The sequence below is a fragment of the Sphingomonas sp. genome, from assembly GCF_029239295.1.
Lineage (GTDB): Bacteria > Pseudomonadota > Alphaproteobacteria > Sphingomonadales > Sphingomonadaceae > Sphingomonas.
In genome coordinates, this window is sequence record NZ_JAQZBC010000012.1 from 41,778 (window position 1) to 58,721 (window position 16,944).

The 16,944-nt window shown below is 63.3% G+C and carries 14 protein-coding genes; 9 read left to right on the forward strand and 5 right to left on the reverse strand.

From position 1 onward, the window contains the following. Positions 1–33: 33 nt before the first annotated feature. Positions 34–1,245 (reverse strand): MFS transporter, encoded by a 1,212-nt coding sequence (locus tag K0S66_RS12345; protein ID WP_301075734.1) that lies wholly within the window; start codon positions 1,243–1,245, stop codon positions 34–36. Positions 1,246–1,365: 120 nt separating this feature from the next. Between K0S66_RS12345 and K0S66_RS12350 the strand changes: the two genes are divergently transcribed. The 6 genes from K0S66_RS12350 to K0S66_RS12375 all read left to right on the forward strand — a co-directional run bounded on the left by K0S66_RS12350 (position 1,366) and on the right by K0S66_RS12375 (position 11,480). Then, a complete protein-coding gene (locus K0S66_RS12350) occupies positions 1,366–2,586 on the forward strand; it encodes an acyl-CoA dehydrogenase family protein (RefSeq protein WP_301075735.1) in 1,221 nt (406 codons plus the stop codon). 116 nt (positions 2,587–2,702) lie between these two features. After that, a complete protein-coding gene (locus tag K0S66_RS12355; RefSeq protein ID WP_301075736.1) occupies positions 2,703–3,773 on the forward strand; it encodes an acyl-CoA dehydrogenase family protein in 1,071 nt (356 codons plus the stop codon). Between the two features lie 174 nt (positions 3,774–3,947). Further along, a complete protein-coding gene (locus K0S66_RS12360) occupies positions 3,948–7,007 on the forward strand; it encodes a TonB-dependent receptor (RefSeq protein ID WP_301075738.1) in 3,060 nt (1,019 codons plus the stop codon). A gap of 112 nt (positions 7,008–7,119) precedes the next feature. After that, entirely contained in the window at positions 7,120–8,436 is a 1,317-nt protein-coding gene (locus tag K0S66_RS12365) for an MFS transporter (protein WP_301075739.1), read from the forward strand. A gap of 405 nt (positions 8,437–8,841) precedes the next feature. Then, on the forward strand, positions 8,842–9,267 hold the full coding sequence (locus K0S66_RS12370; RefSeq protein ID WP_301075740.1) for an organic hydroperoxide resistance protein: 426 nt from the start codon (positions 8,842–8,844) through the stop codon (positions 9,265–9,267). A 353-nt stretch (positions 9,268–9,620) separates the two neighbouring features. Continuing rightward, a complete protein-coding gene (locus tag K0S66_RS12375) occupies positions 9,621–11,480 on the forward strand; it encodes an ABC transporter ATP-binding protein (RefSeq protein ID WP_301075742.1) in 1,860 nt (619 codons plus the stop codon). Between the two features lie 269 nt (positions 11,481–11,749). Here K0S66_RS12375 and rplI read toward each other — a convergent pair whose 3' ends face one another. From rplI to K0S66_RS16835, 4 genes are all read right to left on the reverse strand, one after another. Then, positions 11,750–12,343 (reverse strand): 50S ribosomal protein L9, encoded by a 594-nt coding sequence (gene rplI / locus K0S66_RS12380; RefSeq protein ID WP_301075744.1) that lies wholly within the window; start codon positions 12,341–12,343, stop codon positions 11,750–11,752. Positions 12,344–12,355: 12 nt separating this feature from the next. Then, positions 12,356–12,580 (reverse strand): 30S ribosomal protein S18, encoded by a 225-nt coding sequence (rpsR, locus tag K0S66_RS12385; protein ID WP_007403456.1) that lies wholly within the window; start codon positions 12,578–12,580, stop codon positions 12,356–12,358. Beyond that, positions 12,580–12,948: a 30S ribosomal protein S6 gene (gene rpsF, locus K0S66_RS12390; protein WP_301075745.1), complete on the reverse strand. Its 369-nt coding sequence runs from the start codon at positions 12,946–12,948 to the stop codon at positions 12,580–12,582. Before rpsF ends, rpsR begins: the two co-directional genes overlap by 1 nt. Before the next feature lie 143 nt (positions 12,949–13,091). Further along, the gene (locus K0S66_RS16835) at positions 13,092–13,322 is read right to left on the reverse strand and encodes an RcnB family protein (RefSeq protein WP_366520830.1); all 231 of its coding nucleotides are present in this window, start codon (positions 13,320–13,322) and stop codon (positions 13,092–13,094) included. Between K0S66_RS16835 and K0S66_RS16840 the strand changes: the two genes are divergently transcribed. From K0S66_RS16840 to fabG, 3 genes are read left to right on the forward strand one after another with little or no spacing between them, the layout of a single operon-like run. Next, positions 13,221–15,152, forward strand: a complete 1,932-nt coding sequence (locus tag K0S66_RS16840; RefSeq protein WP_366520831.1) for a glycosyltransferase family 39 protein — start codon at positions 13,221–13,223, stop codon at positions 15,150–15,152. The genes K0S66_RS16835 and K0S66_RS16840 overlap by 102 nt on opposite strands. Positions 15,153–15,205: 53 nt before the next feature. Next, positions 15,206–16,141, forward strand: coding sequence for an ACP S-malonyltransferase (fabD, locus tag K0S66_RS12405; RefSeq protein WP_301075747.1), 936 nt, complete (start codon positions 15,206–15,208; stop codon positions 16,139–16,141). 13 nt (positions 16,142–16,154) lie between these two features. After that, on the forward strand, positions 16,155–16,895 hold the full coding sequence (fabG, locus tag K0S66_RS12410) for a 3-oxoacyl-[acyl-carrier-protein] reductase (protein WP_301075748.1): 741 nt from the start codon (positions 16,155–16,157) through the stop codon (positions 16,893–16,895). Positions 16,896–16,944: the final 49 nt, after the last annotated feature.

Here is a 16,944-nt window from a genome sequence, read left to right on the forward strand (position 1 = left end):
GTGTCTGATGGGCGAGATGGGGGCGCTGCGACGTCAGGCAAGCTTCCCCCGCCGCAGTACGACGCCGGACAGGAACACCACGAACGTCGCTGCGCACAGCATCGAGGCCAGGAGGAAGGCGCCCCCCGGATGACCACGCTCAGCGCCGAATGCCAGCGCCTGCGTCATCACCAGCGGTCCGACGATCGCCGCCAGGCTGGCCAGGCTGGCGAGACCACCCTGCAACGCCCCTTGATTGGCCGCATCGACTCGCGATGACAGGATCGCGTTGATCGACGGCGCCACCAGTCCGGTGAGCGATCCAGCCGCGATCAGCGCGTAGATCTGCCACCCCTCGCCGGCGGAGGCGTATAGGCCAAAAACGATCACCCCGGCGGTGAGGCCGATCAGCACCGTTCGATCCTCGCCGAACCGCTTGATGGTGGGGCCGATCAGAAAAACCTGCGCCAGCATCATGGACACGCCGGAGGCGGCGAGCGACCAGCCGATCGCCTTGCTGTCCCAGCCGAGCGCGATGCTGACGTAGAACGACCAGGTCGACGGATAGACCATGTGAGCGATCTGCCACATCAACGATCCGATCAGCAGCGCCGCGGCGCCTCCTGCCGCGAACAAAGGCGCGAACGCGCCGACGGGATTGGCACGCCGCCAGTTGAAAGCCCGTCGATTTTCCGGCGGGAGCGTTTCCGGCATCAGGGTCAGGATCAGGCCAGCGTTGACGAACGCGAGCACCGCAGCAGCCACGAAGGGCGCACGCGGGCCGAGATCGCCCAATATCCCGCCGATCGCAGGACCCAGGATGAAACCGCCTCCAAATGCGGCGCCCAGCAGGCCGAACATCCTCCCGCGGCGCTCAGGGGGGGTGACATCCGCGATCACCGCATTTGCCGGTCCATAAGTGGCCCCGGCGATCCCGGCGATCGCCCGTCCGGCGAACAGCCAGGCGAGCGTCGGTGCAAAAGCCATGAAGGCGTAATCAATGCCGAAGCAGATCAGGCTGATCAGCAGCACGCGCCGCCGCCCGTAGCGATCTGAGAGGCTGCCGATCACCGGCCCGGCGAAGAAATGCGTCACGGCATAGATCGCCAGCAGATAGCCGCCAATCCTGCTCGCCTGCGCCAGGTCGACTTGGCCAAGATCCACGATCAACGACGGCAGGACGGGCAGCACGATCCCGAACCCGATCGAATCGATCAATATGGCAATCAACGCGATCGGGACTGCGGGATGATCGAATCGCATCATTCTACCTCTTGGCAAAACCGGATAGACGAACAGGCATCAGTTGTCGCTTTGCTTGCCACTGGAAACATGGCATGACGCCGCCATACCCGATCTTCAGAATCGGCTTCGGAGAAATGATTGATGGCAAGCGCCGCCGAACTGGACCGTTCCGCAGACACGATTGATGCTTTCCGCGCCGAGGCGCGCGCCTGGCTGGAGGAGAATTTTCCTGTCAGCCTGCGCGGCAAGGACAACGCCATGTCGGCCGTTGACGGCCCGACGGACGAAACCGCCGAGCAGAAGGCTTGGCGCGAAGCGATGGGCGCCAAGGGTTGGGGCGTACCCACCTGGCCTGCGCAATATGGCGGCGGTGGCCTGACGCGCGAGCAAGCCCGCGTGCTCGGTGAGGAAATGGCGCGCATCGGCGCGTACAACCCGATCGGCGGCATGGGCGTGATGATGTTCGGACCGACGCTGCTGGAATATGGCAGCGAAGAGCAGAAGCAGAAGCACATCCCGGGCATCGTTCGCGGTGAAGTGCGCTGGTGTCAGGGCTATTCGGAGCCGGGCGCCGGTTCGGATCTCGCCAGTCTGCAGACCTTCGCCGAGGACAAGGGCGATCATTACATCGTCAACGGGCAGAAGACCTGGACGAGCGGCGGGCAGTGGGCCGACAAGTGCTTTGCGCTGGTTCGTACCGACAAGACCCAGAAGCACGCCGGCATCAGCTTCCTGCTCATCGACATGGATGCAGAGGGTGTCGAGACACGCCCGATCAAGCTGATCTCGGGCGCATCACCCTTCTGCGAAACTTTCTTCACCAATGTGAAGGTGCCCAAGGAAAATCTGGTCGGCCAGGAAGGGCAGGGCTGGACGATCGGCACCCGCCTGCTGCAGCATGAGCGCAATTCGCTCTCGGGCGGGGGCGGCTCGCAGGGCCGGATGAACCAGGGTGAGCAGATCCCGGCGATCGCCAAGAAGTATCGCGGCGTCGATGGCGAGGGCAAGCTGGCGGACAGCGACCTGCGCACCCGGATCATCAAGCATGAAATGGATCAGCGCGCCTTCGCCCTGACTCTGCGTCGCGCGGCGCTGGAGTCAAAGGGCAACGCCGGGCCTTCTGCGGCGACCAGCGTAATGAAGAACGTCGGCGCCCGCATCACCCAGGATCGCGCGGAACTCGCGATCGAGATCATGGGCATGCAGGGGCTTGGCTGGGAAGGCGAGGGCTTCAACAACGAGGAACTGGCGGCCACCCGCACCTGGCTGTGGGGCAAGGCGGTGTCGATCTACGGTGGTTCCACCGAGATCCAGAACAACGTCATCGCCAAGCGCATTCTTGGGATGCTCGACCACCAGTAATCGCTGGATTTGGTTTCGGTTAGGCGCGGGCGAACGCGTCGGAGAGGGCCGGGTCGAGGAGCGGGCGCGAAGACGCCCGCCCTCCCCGGCAGGTCCTTCGAAAAAAGGTTTTACAAATGGCGTTGCTGAACGACGAACAGGTGATGTTGCGCGACATGGCGCGCGAATGGGCCGACAATGAATCGCCCACCACCGCATTCCGCAAGCTGCGCGATGCAGCACCGGCGCAGGGCTTCGATCCCGAGGCCTGGACCACGATCGGCCAGATGGGCTGGGCGGGGATCCTGATCCCCGAAGAGTTTGGCGGCTCCGCATTCGGGTATCTGTCCCTCGGCCTCGTGGTCGAGCAACTTGGCCGCAACTTGGCGGTAAGCCCATTGTCGTCAACGGCGGTGGCTGCCAGCGCGATCGCGATGGGATCATCGGACGCAGCGAAATCGTCCTGGCTGGGCAAGCTTGCCAGCGGCGAGGCGGTGGCGACGCTCGCGATCGACGAGGGGCCGCTGCACACTGGCGTCGAAGTGCTGGCAACGGCTGTCGCCGGTGGCAAATTGAGCGGCACCAAGAAGTTCGTGGCCGAGGGTGATGGGGCCGACGTGTTCGTCGTAGCCGCGGCCGACGGCCTGTATGCAGTGGCGAAGGGGGGGGGTGTCACCGTCCATTCGCGCCGCATGGCAGACAGCCGCAGCCATGCGGACGTCACCTTCGACAACGCGCCGGCGGAAAAGCTGGGTGGAGCGGATCTGACCCAGGCGATTGTTGATCGCGCGACGGCAGTCACCGCGGCGGAGATGCTGGGCATGGCGGACAGCGCCTTCAACCAGACGCTGGATTACCTGAAGCAGCGTGTTCAGTTCGGTCAGGTTCTGTCGACCTTCCAGGCGCTTCAGCACCGCATGGCCAAGATGAAGACCGAGGTCGAGCTGATGCGCTCCGCGGTCGAGGGGGCGCTGGAAGCGATCGATGCCGATCGTTCGGACGTGAACCAGTCCGTCAGCCTCGCCAAGGCCGTCGCGAACGACACGCTTCGTCTGGTCAGCCGCGAGATGGTGCAGCTGCACGGCGGCGTAGGCATGACCGACGAATATGATGCCGGCCTGTACCTGAAGCGTTCGGCCGTGCTGGAGACGATGTGGGGCAATGCCAGCTATCATCGCGACCGCTTTGCCCGGCTCAACGGATATTAAAACGCGTTCCAGTATTGCTGGTATGGAAGCGGGTGTTCTTTGCAACACCCGCTTTTTTTATGGGGAAGGGGCGCAACGGCTAACCTTTGTCGCTTGACGTAACGGAACGCCCATCGTCTATTCGATGATACGGTACGGCCCGAATAGAGGCCGACCGCATCAGGGAGAGAGATGATGGCGAAGGCGCTTTTCGTCCGTGGCACCGCATGTTCGGCGCTCGCGTGGGCTCTTTTATCCGCCGGTACGGCGCACGCTCAGATCGGCGGCGATCCTACCGCGATCCAGTCCGCCCCGTCGGCTGACGATAGTTCATCGGCTCCCGATATCGTGGTCACCGGTACGCTGATCCGCGGCACGCCTGAGAATTTGGCCGTGCCGGTCGATGTCATCTCGGGCGAGGAGCTTGCCCGTCAGGGTGCACCGACCGCCGTCGATCTTCTGAAGAATCTGACCGTTGCGAACGGCACCGTGGGTGACGCAAACCAGTTCGATACCCGCGCGCAAGGGTCGGAAGGCGTGGCATCCGTGAACCTGCGCGGCCTGGGGCCGCAGCGCACGCTCGTGCTGCTCAACGGCAAGCGGATGGTACCCTCGGGTCTTGGCATCCCGATCGTCGACGTGAACATGTTCCCCAGCGCCGCGATCGGGCGGGTCGAGATCCTGAAGGACGGCGCGGCAGCCACCTATGGCTCGGACGCGATCGCCGGCGTCGTCAATTTCATCACCCGCACCGATCAGGAGGGCTTCTTGGTGTCCGGTGATTATCGCTGGATCGATGGATCGAAGGGCGACTACGGCGGCGCCGTATCTTTCGGGCATAAGCAGGACAACTTCCGAGTCTTCGCTTCTGTCGGGTACCAACGCCGCTCGGAGCTTCGCTTCACCGATCGCGATTTCGCCGTTCAGCCTTACCCGACGAACCCGCAGGGCGCCTGGACCGGCGGCGGCAGCCCAGGAAACTTCGACTTCAACGGAACTGTCGGTGGGATCAACCTGACGACGGACCTTGGATGCGTGGGCCTCGGCGGTTTCCGCAGCGCGCCTGGATCGAACACCGACCGTTGCTTCACGCAATTTGGGCAGTTCGATAATTTGGTCGAGCCTGAAGAACGCTTCCAGGCCTTCCTCGACACCGAATTCGATGTCGCGCACAACGCCACATTGCGGCTCACCGGATTGTATTCGTTCACCAACACGCGCGTGACGAGTTCGCCCAGCTATCTTCCCACGCTGCCGCCCTCCACCAACGCGGCGTTCGGCAATGGTTCGCTCTTCGTCATCCCCGGTTACGCTCCGGCACTGCGCGACTATTGCGCGCTATATGGGGCGCAGGCAGGCTGCTCCCGGTCGGCGTCGGGTGCGCTCGACAGCGCGGTTGCATTGCCGGTGCTGTTCCGCCCGTTCCTGCTCGGTGGCAATCCCTTGTTTGAAAACCGGACCAACGATCGCGGGTCTGCCATCTCGAAGCGCGATACCGACGCGATGCGCTTTACCGCCGACCTTCATATCGAACTCAGCAGCAATCTCGATTTCACGACGGGCTTCACCTTCAGCGAATATCATCGTGACTATGACGGCACCGACTCCTTTGGCGATCTGCTGCAGAATGCGATGGCTGGCTTCGGCGGTCCCAATTGCGCCTATGCGTCCACGGCGTCGCGCGCGGGATTGACCCCGGCACAGCTCGCCGGCCTCGCCGGCACCAACGGCTGTACGTTCTTCAACCCATTCTCGACCGCGATCCCCGCCAACGCAGTCACCGGTATCGTCAATCCAAACTATGCGGGGACGCGCAATCCCGCCGGGTTCAATCTGGCGCCCGGCGGCGGCCTGATCAACGATCTGGCGACAATCGATCTGTTCTTCCGCACGCCCAACACTCAGGTACGCACTCAGCAATATGTCGGCGACGCCGCGCTGTCGGGACGGACTGGTATCCGGCTGTGGGCTGACCGGGACATCGGCTTCGCCGTGGGTGGTCAGTACCGCAAGAACACGTTCCAGACCCTTCTGAACAATGATGCGAACATCGCCGTAAACCCGTGCCCGGGCACGCCGCTGAATCCCAACGCCACCTGCAACCCGCAGACCGGCGCGCTCGGCTTCCTCGGCACCAATCCTCAGCGCACGGCTTCAGCCGACGTCTATGCGCTGTTCGCCGAATTGCAGATCCCGATCATCAACGCGATCAACCTGCAATTGTCCGCTCGTTATGAGGATTACCGCGGCAACGTTGGCTCGACCTTTGACCCGCAGGCGCGCTTGAAGATCGAACTCACCGATTGGCTCGGCTTGCGCGGCGGCATCGGTACCAGTTTCCGCGGTCCGCCGCCGCAGAACCTGTCCGGTTCGGGCGTGTCGCTGCAGGTTATCGGTACCGGCTTCCGCGCCGTCGAGGTGTTCGGCAATCCCAATCTTCGTCCGGAAAGCGCCACCACCTACAATGGTGGCATCCTCATCGATCGTGGACCGTTCAATGCCAGCCTCGATTACTGGCGCTACGACCTGAAGGGACCGATCGAGGCGGAACCGGTATCGGGCCTTTCGAACGCCTTGTTCGGCACCAGCGGGACCGCCAATTGCGGCAACCCGGCCTATGCGGCGCTTCAATCGCGCTTCACCTTCAATGCTGCGGGCTGCGGCATCAACAACGTCAGCCGCCTGCGCACCCAGGTGTTCAACAGCGCCGACGTGAAGACCTCCGGCCTTGATCTGAACGCGACCTACCGCGATGAACTCGGGCCGGTCGAACTGACCGTTGGCGGCGCCGCCACTTATGTCATCGACTACAATATCAAGGATTTGCTGGTCGAAGGCATCCTGGTCCAGCCGGCGTTCGACGCCGTCGGCAAACTCAATTTCCAGACCACGGCCTATCCCATCCCGCAGTGGCGCGGAAACTGGTACGTCCAGGGCGACAGCGGGCCGCACTCGCTGCGCCTGCAGTTCAACTATGTGGACGGCTACACCGATCAGCGCGGGCCGGCAATTTTCGGTCCGAACCTCGGCGCTCTGGCCGGGGCCTCGGTTACGCGGGGTAAGGAAATCGGGTCGTGGCGCACGTTTGACGCGACCTACCGTCTCGCCCTCGATACCGGGACGACGTTCACGCTGGCAGCGGTGAACATCTTCGATCGCGACCCGCCGTTCGCCCGGCTTGACCCCAACTACGATGGTTTCACCGCGTCGCCCTTGGGCTTCACCTTGAAGGCAGCGGTATCCCAGGCATTTTGACCTATGCGCCGGCGGCTTTGTTGCGAAACATTGCCGTCGGCTGCAAGGCCACTGGTGTATTCCTTTCGGCGCGTTAAAGGTCGAAGGGCGAAATAAGCTTTAGGAGAGCGATATGGATGCCAGCACCACATGGGTGCATGATGACCGTGACAAGAAGGCGCTCGGCCGTCGCGGATGGACGCTGGCACTGCTGACCACGGCCTATTTCTTCAGCTTCATGGACCGGCAGATCCTCGCGATCCTGCTGGAGGCGATCAAGGCGGATCTCCACCTTTCGGATACTCAGCTCGGGCTTCTCTCCGGCCTCGTATTTGCGATCTTCTATGCAACGCTCGGACTGCCCATTGCGCGGCTTGCCGACCGATCCAGCCGAAGCAACATCATCGCCATCAGCATTGCCTTCTGGAGCGCGATGACCGCGCTATGCGGCTTCGCCCAGAATTTCCTTCATCTCATGTTTGCCCGCATCGGCGTCGGCATCGGGGAGGCCGGCTTCGGACCGCCCAGCCAGTCGATCATCGCTGATCTTTATCCGCCGGAGAAGCGCGCGAGCGCGATGGCGATCTACTCGCTGGGCGTTCTGCTCGGCGGTGGCCTTGGCATGGTGATCGGCGGGTTCGTCGCTCACTCTTATGGATGGCGCGTCGCGATGATGGTCGTCGGCCTGCCGGGTATCGTCCTTGCCGTGATCATGAAGCTGTTCGTCGTCGAGCCACGCCGCGGCCTTGCCGATGGAAAGGTGCCAGCCGCCCCGGCGGACGCGCCGGTCATCGGCATGTGGCAGGGCATTGCCTCGCTGTGGCACAACCGTGCTGCTTTCCACCTCGTCGCCGCCATCACCATCACCTCGCTCGTCGGCTACGCGGTGACGGGCTGGGGGCCCAGCTACATGCAGCGGTCGCTGGGAATGACGATCCTCGACGTGTCGAAGTACGTTGCGCTTCCGGCCGCGCTGATTGCTGGTTTCTCGGCGCTTCTGGGAGGCTGGCTTTGTGACCGCGTCGCAAAGACCAAGGGCATTTATGCTCAAAGCTACGTTGTCGTGGTCCTGAAGCTCGTAGCCTTCCCGTTCGCGTTGGCCTTCTACTTTGTCGATCACCTCTGGCTGGCGCTGGCCTCGTACTTTGTCGCGGCCATTTTCGCGGGCGCTTACATCGGGCCGACGTACGCGATGATCCAGCATCTCGCGCCGCTGCGACTTCGCGCGACCTGGGCGGCACTGACGCTGCTCGCGACGAGCCTACTGGGGCTTGGCATCGGGCCATTCGCGGTGGGCCAGATCAGCGATCTTCTGCGCCCGACCTATGGTGCCGAGTCGCTCCGCTGGGCCATGTTCTCGGTGGCGATGCTCACGCCTTGGGGCATTTTCCACTATTGGCGCGCCGGAGTTCTGATGAAGCGTCAGGAAGCAGCCGCCCGGGATGCCTGATCGGTCATTCTGGCGCCGTTCTGCGGCGCCAGAATGCTGCCAAGACAGTCGACCCCTCAGGGACATCGCCACCCATGATAATCAGGGGTGGCAGTTCAGCGTCGCGCAACCTACTTGAGCCTGCGGCATTCTATCTGAAACGTTGCTCAAGGTTGCCGACATGAGACAGATTGTTCCGCTCGTTCTCGCCCTGATTCCGCTCGCTGCGGTGGTTGGAGCCTACGTCGCGGTTCCCTGACCACGTCCACCAGATGTGACCACGATGCCCGCTTTCCTTGTGAAAGCGGGCGTCGTCGCGTTGGCACGCTTTCCTTGTGAAAGCGGGCGTCGTCGCGTTGGCACGATGTTTTACTTGCAATCCGGTTGTGCACAACCAAATGTGTTCGTGATTGAACGGAGGTTGGTATGAGCACGTTGTACACGACGAAGGTGACGGCCGTTGGCGGGCGGAACGGCACTGTCCGCAGTGAGGACGGTGTTCTGGATCTGGTGCTTGCCATGCCCAAGGAACTCGGCGGCAAGGGGGGCGCTACCAATCCCGAGCAGCTGTTCGCGGCCGGCTATGCAGCCTGCTTCGAAAACGCCGTTATTCACGTCACGCGCGGCAAGGAAGCGAGTGTCCGCGACAGTGACATCGAAGTGGTCGGAGACGTCGGCCTTCAGCCCGGCGCTGGCGGTGGATTTGCACTGTCCGTCGCACTTGACGTGACGATCGCGGGCGTCGATCAGGCACAGGCAGAAGAGATCGTTCAGGCGGCTCACGCTGTATGTCCCTATTCGAACGCGGTGCGCGGCAATGTCGACGTAAAGATCAACGTCTCGACACGATAGAACGGACGGCGCCGCTCGCAGGCGGCGCCCACCCCGATGGCGCGCACGGGCTCCGGGCCATGTCGGCGGCTCGCTAATGGCCATCGCGTAAGGCGCATCGCTCCCGGCGGTTATCGAGTGCCGCTCGGGCTCGTCGCAACCGGCGCACGTTACGGCTGCCAGCTGAAACAAATCATTGGCATTTGCGTGAGCGTTGGGGCAGCGGACCCCGCGATGTTGCCCCGCCTGTGCGAAACCAATGAAGTAAAGCGAAGTTGTGCCGCCTTGATGCCCAAGGTCGCCCATCGTTGCGCGTCTACTCATCGGTGCGTTCACGCGGGGCTTTACCGTTGATGAACAGTGCCGATCCACCGATGCCTTTTCTGATTAGTCCGCCGCGCTTTCTGTTACACTATGTTGCCGCCCGGCCGTGGATTTTCCTGCTGTTGGGGCTTCTGGTCGCGGGTGCGTCGGTCAGCTCGATCGGCGTGCAATATGCGATGAAGGTGTTGATCGACACCATGACCGGCGAGGAACGGATCCGAGCCGCGGTCTATACCGCACTGGCCTCGTTCCTCGGGCTCGTCATTCTCGAAAGCCTGTTGCAGCGGCTTGCCGCGCTGACGCTCGGCCAGGCGACGGTGGTCTCGGGGGTCGCGATCCGGCTCGATATGGTAAACTACCTTACCGGTCACCAGATGCCCTTCTTCCAGAACCAGCGCGCTGGTTCGCTTGGGCACCGAATCTCAGGGCTGGCCGGGATATTCGGGGCGATCATCCATCGATTGCTGCAGGAGGTGACGCCGCCACTGATCGTGTTCGTCGGCGCGATCTTGATCTTCGTCACAATCGACGTCCGCATGGCGATCGTCCTCGGCGGCATCTTTGTCATCGTGACGCTCGGCCTGGTCCTGCTCGGGCTTCGCGGGCATGTTCATCACAAGGCCTTTGCGGAACATGCCGGGACGGTCGGCGGAGAGCTGGTCGATTTCATCGGCAATATCTGGGTGGTGAAGGCATTTGCCGCGGGTGAGCGTGAACTCTCACGACTTCGCGGGTTCCTGGATGACGAGGCGATTGCCCAGCGACGTGGGTGGTTTTTCGTCGAGCGGATGCGCGGGTTGCACGATCTGTCGCTGGCGATCTTTGTCGGCGGTACGCTGATCTGGGCGATCGGCCGCTGGTCCAGCGGCGCCATCACCACCGGCGACGTTGTCGTCATCAGCACACTGACGTTCCGCATCCTCCATGGCTCTCGCGATCTTGCCATGGCGCTGATCGATGTCAGTCAGCAGTTCAGTTACTTGCGAGAGACGCTGGACATCATCGGCGTGCCGCAGACCCTCAGCGACGCCCCCGGCGCCACCCGCCTGCGCGTGGGTGAGGGGAGGGTCGAGTTCAACCACGTCACGTTCGGTTACGATCCGCGCCATCCGATCCTGCACGATCTCTCGCTGGCGATACCGGCAGGGCAGAAGGTCGGGATTGTTGGCCCTTCAGGTGCGGGCAAATCATCGATGCTTCAGCTGGTTCAGCGATTTCACGATCCGCAGGCCGGTCACGTCATGATCGACGGTCAGCGTGTGGACAGCGTGACGCAGGAAAGCCTTCGCGATGCGGTCGCGGTCGTGCCGCAGGAGGTGCTGCTCTTTCACCGGACGGTGATGGAGAACATCCGCTTTGCTCGGTCCGACGCCGACGATGACGAGGTGTACCGTGCGGCCGAAGCCGCGGGCTGTGACGAATTCATCCGGCGCCTCCCGCATGGCTATGACAGCATCGTGGGTGAGCGGGGGACCAATCTGTCCGGCGGGCAGCGGCAGCGGATCGGTATCGCACGGGCTTTCCTGAAGAACGCCCGCATCGTCCTGCTCGATGAAGCGACATCCGCGCTCGACTCGGAGTCGGAACTGGAGGTTCAGAACGGGCTGGAGGCACTGATCCAGAACCGCACCGTCATTGCGGTTGCGCACCGCCTGTCCACGATCGTCAACTTCGATCGCGTGGTGGTCGTCTCGGCGGGTCGGGTGATCGAGGACGGTCCGCCGCAGCAACTCCTCCGGCGGCCAGACGGTGCGTTCCGCGCCTTGTGGGTCATGCAGGTCGAGGGGCTGGATCGTTCGTCCGGCATTTCGGCCGCTGGTGAGCGGCTCCGTGCGCTATCGGAACGCAGCCGCGCCCGGGTGCAGCGCATGATGCGCAGCGCGTGGCAGGGCGTCAGCGAGCGGAACTGAGTGGCGCCTGGCGCTAGTCGGCGTTGAGGGCGTTGGCCTGAGGTGTTCAGCCTTCGCGGCTCGTCTCCCTCCGACCGGCCTCGGATCGCGAGGTCGGGTCATTCAGCACCAGCCTCTGATCATGGGGAATGTCGGCGCACCAAGTCTGTAGCGCGTATGCCCCGGAAGGTGAGCACATCGCGCACCGCCGGCCCGACAATGCCGAAAGAAAAGGCCCGCCCGACAAAGCTGTCGGGCGGGCCATTCCTGATCGATTCAGATCCGTGGGATCAGGCCTCAGCCTGCTCCTCGCGAACTTCCGCGGTCGAGCCAGGCTCGGCGTGCGCGTCATAGTCCTCGGTGAAGCCGCCCTGGTCCCGGCCTTCTTCGAAGACCTGCGCCATGACGTCAACGCCAGCCGCCTGCATCTCGGCCTCTTCAGGCGAGCGTGCGACGTTGACCTTGACCGGCACCGACACTTCCGGGTGAAGAGCGACCTTTACCTCGTAAACGCCGATCGCCTTGATCGGACGATCCAGAACAACCGCTGCCTTGGACACCTTGTGGCCGGCGTCGTTCAGTGCGTCGACCAGATCGCGAACCGCGACCGAGCCGTACAGCTGGCCAACGTTCGAAGCCTGACGGATGATGGTGACCGATGCGTCCTTGAAGCTCTTCGCTTCCTTCTCGGCTTCGCCGCGACGGTTGGCGTTTTCCGCCTCGATCCGCGCACGGTTAGCTTCGAAGACCTTGCGGTTCGCTTCGTTGGCGCGCAGCGCCTTCTTGTTCGGCAGGAGGTAGTTGCGGGCGAAGCCGTCCTTCACCTTCACTACGTCGCCGATGGCGCCGAGCTTTTCGACGCGCTCAAGCAGAATGACGTCCATCTGCTCTTCTCCTTACTTAACGACGTAGGGCAGCAGGCCCAGGTGCCGGGCGCGCTTGATCGCCTGGGCGAGCTCACGCTGCTTCTTCGCGCTCACCGAGGTGATGCGCGACGGGACGATCTTGCCACGCTCGGACACGAAGCCCTGCAGCAGACGTACGTCCTTATAGTCGATCCGGGGAGCGTCCTTCGCCGAGAAGGGGCAGCTCTTACGACGACGGAAGAAGGGGCGTGCCATTATGCGTTCTCCTCTTCACGACGACGGCCGCGCTCGCGGTCGCGTTCCTGCTTGCGCATCATCACCGACGGGCCCTGCTCATGCGCGTCAACCTTGACGGTCATGTAGCGGATCACGTCTTCGCTGATGGAGTGCTGACGCTCGATTTCGGCGACGGTGTCACCGGGCGCGTCGATCTCGAGCATGACGTAGTGAGCCTTGCGGTTCTTGGCCATGCGATAGGCCATGGAGCGCAAGCCCCAGGTCTCGGTCTTGATGACCTTGCCCTGATGATCTTCGACAATCTTGGTGACGGCTTCTGCCATCGCGTCCACCTGCGCCTGTGCCAAATCTTGGCGCGCAAGGAACACGTGCTCGTATAGAGCCATGTGCTTTCCTTCGTTGGCCGATCGCTGACATGGCCCCGTGCCATGCCCCTCCGGCTGTCGTCCACAACAGCAAAAGGCGAGGAGTCGACGCTCCCCGCCCATGCTCTGTGCTCCTCTACCGGGAGCGGCTCGAATTGCAAGCCTTAGCGGAAGGCCCCGCGGATCACGTTGATGATCTGGCCGTTGCGACCGATCAGCAGTGCGTCTCCGCCCGATCGCACCCACTGCTGGCCACGCTGCGGCGCGTAGAGGCGCTTGCCGCGGAACTGGCGATGGTCGACGACGCGATAGTTGCGAGCATAGCGTCGATCGAAGCGTTCACCCTTGCGCCAGTCGCGATAGGTCGGTTGACGCGTAACGGTGGTATGCTTCATGACCGTCCCGTTGCCGCGATGCTGAACCGTGCGAGTAACCTCGCGGTGCTGCGCCTGCGCGGCGCTGGCGATCACCGGGGTGGCGACCAGCGAGGCGGCGACAGTCGCCTTGATCAGATTCTTGAACATCTCACTGCTCCTCTTTCACTTTGTACCGGCGCCGGCGTCTCGGCGTCGGATATCTATCTGGGGCAGGGATGTATCGCAGCTGTCACAGCGCGCGCACTAAATGGTCGCGATTTGTCGCAGATCGCGATCCAGCCTGAACCGTGGTTCAGAAATGCAATCATTTCTACACGTGGTGGGCGTACAATGGGCGTGATGGCGACACTCTTTACGCGCGGATCGTGGAACGGCAGCTCGCCTCTGTCTGCGTCCGACGGCTCTATTCTCGACGCGAAAACCCGACGCCTCTGGGCCATGTTCCTGTTCCTTGCGATCGGGGCAGCCCTGTTCATAGGCTGGGTTGGCTTCATGGCCTCCGACGACTCGCTTTATTATGCAGGCGCGCTGCGGTGGCTGACCGATCCGCCCTTTGCTGGCAGCGATCACTGGTCGACCCGCTTTCCCCTGACGCTCACCTTTGCCGCGATGCTGGCGGCGTTCGGGCGCAATTACGTAGCGTTGGGCATGACGGCGGTCCTGTTCTACGTCGTGCTGGTGGCGCTCGTTGGCCGCTTCACCGCTGGTCTGACAGGGGAGCGAAGCGGGTGGATCGCCGCACTGCTGACCGCGACGCTGCCGGTGGTGGTCAGCCATGCAACCACAGTCAGCGTGGATCTGATCGAAGTTGCGGCGCTGGTCGGCGGTGCCTGGCTGGTCGGCCGTGCCAGCGATGATCGCGTCGGCCTTGTCCGCGCTGCCGCTGGTGGGGCGCTGTTCGGCATCGCCGTACTGTGCCGCGAGACAAGCGTTCTAGCGCTGGCGGCGCTTGGCCCACTGTTGCTGATCGGCCGGCCGATATCGCGCCGCGTGTTGATCGCCTGCGCCGTTGGTGCCGCAGCCATTCTGGCGGGAGAGGCCTTGTTCCAATGGGCGATGACGGGTGAACCGCTGCGCCGCTACACGATCGCCTTCCATCACGACGAACACATCGACCGGGCCGCGAACAGAGAGGGTAATTTCCTTCTCTGGCCGCCGATCGATCCCTTGCTCGTCCTCCTCATCAATGATGATTTCGGCCTGTTGTTCTGGCTGTTGCCGGTAGCATTCGCCCGCGGCGCGTGGGCGCTGATCCCCCGCGCGCGCCGCGTACCGCTGACCCTGCTGTCGATCATGGCGGGCGTCAGCTTTTTGCTCGTCGCTGCACTTTATACGAAGCTGGTCTTGAACCCCCGCTACTTCATGCTGGCCGCTATCGTCGGGTTGATCGTGCTCGCCATCTGGATCAATCGGCTTCCTGCGCGCGTGGCGGCGTTGATCCTGACCATCCTTGTATCGACCAACCTATTGTTGATGAGCGTCGGCAACGCGCATCCACGCTGGCCGATGGAAGCTCTGGTCCTGGCGGCGCAGGCTAACCCCGGAGAGGTCGTCGCGGCGGACGAGGGCATCGTGCATCGCGCGGCCATATCGATGGCCTTCATCGGTCAGGACAACATCCGCCCCTTGCCGACAGATCCTGCCGATCAGGCAGTGCCTCATCTCGTCGTGACGAAAGCGGGCGAGGCGCCGGCCGGGCGGATCGTGGCCAGGTATCCGTCACCGCCGACGCGGCTCGGTTCTTTGCTGCGTACGCTGGGGCTCGCACCGTTGGTGCCCTCCGCCATCGCCCACAGAATGTTTTCGCCCAGCCCCGAAATGGTCCTCGTCCGAACCTCTGGCGGTTGACCGTAGCGCCTCGCCCCGCCTACCGCGCGCCTCTTCCAATTCAGGAGAGACCGATGCGAGCGTTCATCTTTCCGGGTCAGGGCAGCCAGGCTGTCGGCATGGGCCAGGCACTGTCAGCTGCCAGCCCCGCCGCGCGTGAGGTTTTCGGCGAGGTTGACGAGGCACTTGGCCAGAACCTCTTCCGGCTCATGGCCGAGGGGCCGGCTGACGAGTTGACGCTGACCGAGAATGCGCAGCCGGCGATCATGGCCAACGCCATCGCTACCTTGCGCGTGCTCGAAAAGGAGGGTGGTATTCGCCTCGCGGACAAGGCGGACTTTGTAGCCGGTCACAGCCTGGGCGAATATACCGCGCTGTGCGCTGCCGGCGCGTTCGACGTCGCAACGACGGCTCGCCTGCTGAAGCTGCGCGGTCAGGCGATGCAGGCTGCCGTCCCGGTGGGCGAGGGTGGCATGGCCGCCTTGCTGGGCGCCGACCTGATGAAGGCGCAGGCGATTGCATCCGCCGCTGCTGAGGGCGAGGTGTGCACCGTCGCGAATGACAATGATCCATCGCAGGTCGTCATTTCCGGCGCGAAGGCCGCGATTGATCGGGCGATTGCCATTGCCAAGGATCATGGTGCGAAGCGCGGGATCGCGTTGCCGGTGTCGGCACCTTTCCACTGCTCGCTGATGCAGCCCGCGGCCGATGCCATGGCCACGGCGCTGGCAGACGCGCGCATCGCCGCGCCGCTCGTGCCGGTCTATGCCAATGTTCTCGCCGCCCCGGTCAGCGATCCCGATACGATCCGCCGCCTGCTGGTGGAGCAGGTCACCGGCATGGTCCGCTGGCGCGAATCGGTGCTGGCGATGGTCGAGGCGGACGTGACCGATTTCGTCGAATTCGGCGGTAAGGTTCTAGGACCGATGGTCAAGCGGACCGCACCGGATGCGAACGCGATCAGCGTCGTGTCCATGGATGATATCGAGGCGCTGCTGAAGGCGCTGTGAAGGAGGAAGTTTGATGTTCGACCTCACGGGCATGACGGCGCTGGTAACCGGCGCATCGGGCGGGATCGGTTCCGCCGTTGCGCAAGCGCTGGCGGCGCAGGGCGCTCGGATCGCGGTATCCGGTTCCAACCTCGACAAGCTGGAGGCATTTCGCGCCAGCCTGGCGGGTGATCACGTCGCGATCCCGGCGAACCTTTCGGATTCGGCGGCCGTCGATGCACTTGTGCCCGCCGCGGTAGAGGCGCTGGGTGGCCGTCTCGACATCCTGGTCAACAATGCCGGCGTTACCCGTGACAACCTCACGATGCGCATGAAGGATGACGAATGGGATCAGGTGATCCGCGTCAACCTGGAAGCCGCTTTCCGCCTGATCCGCGCCGCGGCGAAGCCGATGATGAAGCAGCGTTTCGGTCGCATCGTGTCGATCACGTCGGTGGTCGGGCAGACCGGCAATCCGGGTCAGGCGAATTATGCCGCGTCCAAGGCCGGTCTGGTCGGCATGTCGAAGGCAGTTGCACAGGAACTGGCGAGCCGGGGCGTGACCGTGAATTGCGTCGCCCCGGGCTTCATCCGGTCGGCGATGACCGACGTCTTGCCGGATGCGCAAAAGTCGGCACTGCTTACCAAGATTCCGGCTGGTGATCTTGGCCGCGGAGAGGATATCGGGGCAGCCGTCGTTTACCTTGCATCGCGCGAGGCGGGCTATGTCACGGGCCAGACATTGCACGTCAATGGCGGCATGGCGATGATTTAAAGCAGACTTGTATCGCAGCGAGGCCCGTTCTACCTGCGTTCAGGATTCA

Excerpts from the sequence above, each read along its gene's own strand:
- K0S66_RS12345 (WP_301075734.1), bottom strand. The coding sequence starts at position 1,245 with ATGATGCGATTCGATCATCCCGCAGTCCCGATCGCGTTGATTGCCATA.
- K0S66_RS12350 (WP_301075735.1), top strand. The coding sequence starts at position 1,366 with ATGGCAAGCGCCGCCGAACTGGACCGTTCCGCAGACACGATTGATGCT.
- K0S66_RS12355 (WP_301075736.1), top strand. The coding sequence starts at position 2,703 with ATGGCGTTGCTGAACGACGAACAGGTGATGTTGCGCGACATGGCGCGC.
- K0S66_RS12360 (WP_301075738.1), top strand. The coding sequence starts at position 3,948 with ATGGCGAAGGCGCTTTTCGTCCGTGGCACCGCATGTTCGGCGCTCGCG.
- K0S66_RS12365 (WP_301075739.1), top strand. The coding sequence starts at position 7,120 with ATGGATGCCAGCACCACATGGGTGCATGATGACCGTGACAAGAAGGCG.
- K0S66_RS12370 (WP_301075740.1), top strand. The coding sequence starts at position 8,842 with ATGAGCACGTTGTACACGACGAAGGTGACGGCCGTTGGCGGGCGGAAC.
- K0S66_RS12375 (WP_301075742.1), top strand. The coding sequence starts at position 9,621 with ATGCCTTTTCTGATTAGTCCGCCGCGCTTTCTGTTACACTATGTTGCC.
- rplI (WP_301075744.1), bottom strand. The coding sequence starts at position 12,343 with ATGGACGTCATTCTGCTTGAGCGCGTCGAAAAGCTCGGCGCCATCGGC.
- rpsR (WP_007403456.1), bottom strand. The coding sequence starts at position 12,580 with ATGGCACGCCCCTTCTTCCGTCGTCGTAAGAGCTGCCCCTTCTCGGCG.
- rpsF (WP_301075745.1), bottom strand. The coding sequence starts at position 12,948 with ATGGCTCTATACGAGCACGTGTTCCTTGCGCGCCAAGATTTGGCACAG.
- K0S66_RS16840 (WP_366520831.1), top strand. The coding sequence starts at position 13,221 with ATGGTCGACGACGCGATAGTTGCGAGCATAGCGTCGATCGAAGCGTTC.
- K0S66_RS16835 (WP_366520830.1), bottom strand. The coding sequence starts at position 13,322 with ATGAAGCATACCACCGTTACGCGTCAACCGACCTATCGCGACTGGCGC.
- fabD (WP_301075747.1), top strand. The coding sequence starts at position 15,206 with ATGCGAGCGTTCATCTTTCCGGGTCAGGGCAGCCAGGCTGTCGGCATG.
- fabG (WP_301075748.1), top strand. The coding sequence starts at position 16,155 with ATGTTCGACCTCACGGGCATGACGGCGCTGGTAACCGGCGCATCGGGC.